1 protein-coding gene and 1 pseudogene are annotated in these 993 nt (G+C 75.7%); both read right to left on the bottom strand.

The window, feature by feature from the left end:
• Positions 1-220 (bottom strand): annotated as a pseudogene (locus tag E5198_RS21230) (hypothetical protein); the annotation flags it as partial.
• On the bottom strand, positions 217-993 hold a 777-nt coding region (locus E5198_RS21720; RefSeq protein ID WP_168772579.1), incomplete at its 5' end, for an MSHA biogenesis protein MshI. The gene E5198_RS21720 and the pseudogene E5198_RS21230, both read right to left, overlap by 4 nt.

Raw genomic sequence — 993 nt, 5'->3', positions numbered from 1 at the left:
CGGCCAGCGCCGCCTCGGCCTGCTCGGCGGCCTGGCGGCCGGCGTCCACCTCGGCCTGCAGCTGCTGCAGGCGCCAGTAGTGCCAGCCGCCATCGAGGGCGATCGCCAGCAGCAGGGCCAGGCCGGCGAGCGCCAGCAGGCGCGGCGCGGGGCGGCCGTCGACGGCCGCCTGCGCCGGCTGGTAGAGGTTGATGTTCTGCATGGCCCCGGTATCGGTCATCCGCCCCGCTCCTGGCGCAATGCGGCACCGATCGCCGGCAGGAAGGCCGCGCGCTGCGCGGCGGGCAGGCCGAGCAGCGGCGAGCCGGGAAACAGCTGCTCCAGGGCGAGCTGCTCGACCCGCACCGACAGCTGGCGGCCCAGCTCGGCGAGCGCCGCCTCGTCGGCCTCGACCGCCGGCAGCAACAGCAGGCGGCTGAGGTAGCCCTTGCCCAGCTGGCTCTCGAAGTAGTCCAGCGAGCGCTGGATCTCCAGGGCCAGCTGCGCGCCGCCTTCGCCGCGGTTGTCGAGGCCGTGCTCGATGCGCCGCGCCATGTACAGGGCGGCGCCGTGCTGCACGCAGATCAGCCCGGCACGCGGGCCGAGCAGCACCACGGCGAGGTTCTGCGCGTCGGCACCGGCCAGCAGGCCGAGGTTGCGCAGGGCCATTTCCGGGATGTCGATGCTGTGCAGGCGCAGGCCGGCCCCGGTCACCCAGTCGGCCAGCGCCTGCATGCGCGACTGCGCCAGCACGGCGCAGTAGGCCATCGGCGTACGCCCGCGGTAGGCGTCGTCGGGCAGGGCGAAGGCATCCACCACCAGGCTGTCCAGCGGCGCGCTGACCAGCTCGCGGATGCGCCAGCGCACCGCGGCGCGCAGTTCGGCGGGAGGCACCTCGGGGCGCTCGACCAGCAGCAGCTGGTAGTCGCCGGCGGCCAGCAGCAGGCTGGCCGGGCGGCCCTGCAGGCCGAGCGCCTCGACCCGCTCGCGCAGCGGCTCGACCGCGCCGCCCGG

The organism is Pseudomonas sp. A-1, assembly GCF_004801855.1.
Classification (GTDB): Bacteria; Pseudomonadota; Gammaproteobacteria; order Pseudomonadales; family Pseudomonadaceae; genus Geopseudomonas.
This window is presented reverse-complemented; position numbering and strand designations above follow the sequence as displayed.